The following is a 2,469-nucleotide window of genomic DNA, read 5'->3' on the forward strand; positions in this document are numbered from 1 at the left end:
GGCCCCCCCGGCCGGCCCCCACTTCGGCACATCAGTTCTTCAGCGCCTTCCAGGCACCGTTTTCAAACTGATAGACGGTGACAGCACCGTTCTTGATGTCGCCCTTGTCGTCAAACGCGATCGTGCCGGTAACGCTCTTGAAGTTGCTGGCCTTCAGCGCCGGCAGGTACTTCGCCGGATCGGAAGAGTTTGCCTTCTTCATTGCCTCGATGATCGCGGCAGCAGCGTCGTACGCATACGGCGCGTAGATCTGAACATCGGCGCCGAACTTCTTCTTGAAGCGCTCCTTGAAGTCCTTGCCGCCCGGCATCTGCTCGAGCGGCAGGCCAGCCTGGGTGCAATAGTCGTTCGGGCCGATCGCATCGCCCGCCAGCTTGATGATCTCGCCGGTGCAACCGCCGTCGCCGGTGATCCACTTTGCGGTGATGCCCAGTTGCTTCAACTGCTTGAGCATCGGGCCGCCTTGCGCGTCCATGCCCGAGTAGACGATCACATCCGGGTTAGTGGCCTTGATCTTGGTGAGAATCGCCATGAAATCGGTGGCCTGGTTGTTCGTGAACTCACGTGCAACCACGGTGCCGCCGCCAGCCTTCACACCCTTGTCCACCTCGTCCGCGAGGCCCTGACCATAGGCCGTACGGTCATCGATGATGGCGACCTTCTTGCCCAGCTTTTGCGCCGAGTACTTGCCGATCACAGCGCCTTGCTGCACGTCGTTGGCGATGGTACGGAAGACGCCCTTGTAACCCTGTTGGGTCAGCTTCGGGTTGGTCGCCGACGGCGTGATGACCGGGATGCCAGCCTGATCATAGATACGCGAAGCCGGGATCGTGGTGCCCGAGTTCAGGTGGCCGACAACGCCCTTCACGCCGGCATCGACCAGGCGCTGCGCAACCGTGGTGCCCGTCTTCGGGTCGGCCGCATCGTCTTCACCGACGAGCTCGAACTTGACGGCCTTGCCGCCGATCTTGATGCCCTTGGCGTTGTATTCCTCAACGGCCAGTTTGGCGCCGTTCTCATTGTCCTTGCCGAGGTGCGCGATGTTGCCGGTCAGCGGACCGACGTGGCCGATCTTGATCACTTCCTGGGCCTGCGCGGCGGAGATTCCGAGCCCCAAAACGGCGAGGGCAATAACGGTCTTCTTCATGAGCTGTTCCTCCTGTTGAGAAAACGAACTGGTGCAAGGCTGATCGAAATGCGCACGCGCCGTCCGGCAAAACCGGTACGGCCGCGTCACATTGAATAGCAAACCGGGCGGGCGTCCATGACGATCCACCCCTACAGACCCCCGGATCGCCAACGGCCGCGCCATGTTACCCAATGCGGCAAGGCGTCGGGCATTATGCCCCAGCGCGGGGCACCGAAAAGCGCGGAATGTACGTATCCGGACACCTGCACAGGCAGTGTCGCAAGGGGCGTGCCAGACACTAGCCCGGGGTATGGAAATGCACGCTTGGTTTGAGATGATCGTGGTTGTGGGGGTGCGCAGCACGTGCGAGTTACCGGCAGGCACGCTCAAGCGCTCAGGTTTGCCACACGCGAACGGGCGACAGAATGACAACGCCCCGCAGAAGCGGGGCGTTGTTTCACTGGCTCGGTGCGGCGGGCGGGCGCCCGCCCCGATATGGGGCGCTCAGGCCGTCACGGCGCCGTTGGGCAGTGCGGCCGCGCGCGCCTGACCCGCATAGCGAGCCAGCGACAAGTCGTCGCCGCGAATCGCAGGCTGACGCCCAAGAACCAGATCAGCCATCAACTGACCCGAGCCGGTTGCCATGGTCCAGCCCAGCGTGCCGTGGCCTGTGTTGAGGTAGAGGTTCGAGATGGGTGTCGCACCGACGATAGGTGTGCCGTCGGGCGTCATCGGGCGCAGGCCGGTCCAGAATTCCGCACGCGGCAGGTCACCACCGCCCGGGAAGAGATCGTGGGTGACCATTTCCAGCGTGGCGCGACGCTTCGGGTTCAGCCCCAGATCAAACCCCGCCAGTTCGGCCATGCCGCCAACACGGATGCGGTCGTCGAAACGGGTGATGGCAATCTTGTAGGTCTCGTCGAGTACCGTCGAGACCGGCGCGCGTTCAGCATCGATCAACGGTACCGTCAGCGAGTAGCCTTTAACCGGGTACACCGGGATGCTCAGGCCAAGCGACTTCATCAGGCCGCGCGAGTAACTGCCGGCCGCCAGCACGATCCGGTCCGCCGTGAGCCGCTCAGCGCCCACGCGCACCGCGCTGATGCGCCCGCCTTCGGTGTCGAAGCCATCGATCGTCGCAGCCATCTGGAAGCGCACGCCAAGACCCGCAGCCAAGGCGGCAAGGCGCGTCGTGAACAGTTGGCAATCGCCCGTTTCGTCATTCGGCAAGCGCAACCCGCCAACAAGTCGATCGGACACCCGTGCGAGCGCCGGTTCCGCGGAGGCCAAACCAACCCGGTCGAGCAACTGATGCTCGACACCCAATTCACGCAGCACTT

2 protein-coding genes are annotated in these 2,469 nt (G+C 63.4%); both read right to left on the reverse strand.

Going from position 1 to position 2,469, the window contains the following annotated elements:
* Positions 1–31 precede the first annotated feature (31 nt).
* The gene (locus tag ACE3P0_RS21020) at positions 32–1,147 is read right to left on the reverse strand and encodes a branched-chain amino acid ABC transporter substrate-binding protein (RefSeq protein WP_374404761.1); all 1,116 of its coding nucleotides are present in this window, start codon (positions 1,145–1,147) and stop codon (positions 32–34) included.
* Between the two features lie 486 nt (positions 1,148–1,633).
* Positions 1,634–2,469: D-amino acid dehydrogenase (locus ACE3P0_RS21025; RefSeq protein ID WP_374404762.1), on the reverse strand; the 836-nt coding region annotated here is incomplete at its 5' end.

The sequence above is a fragment of the Niveibacterium sp. genome (genome assembly GCF_041909475.1).
In the GTDB taxonomy this organism is placed as follows: domain Bacteria; phylum Pseudomonadota; class Gammaproteobacteria; order Burkholderiales; family Rhodocyclaceae; genus Niveibacterium.

Coding starts and splice junctions, on each gene's coding strand:
- ACE3P0_RS21020 (WP_374404761.1), bottom strand. CDS start 1,147: ATGAAGAAGACCGTTATTGCCCTCGCCGTTTTGGGGCTCGGAATCTCC.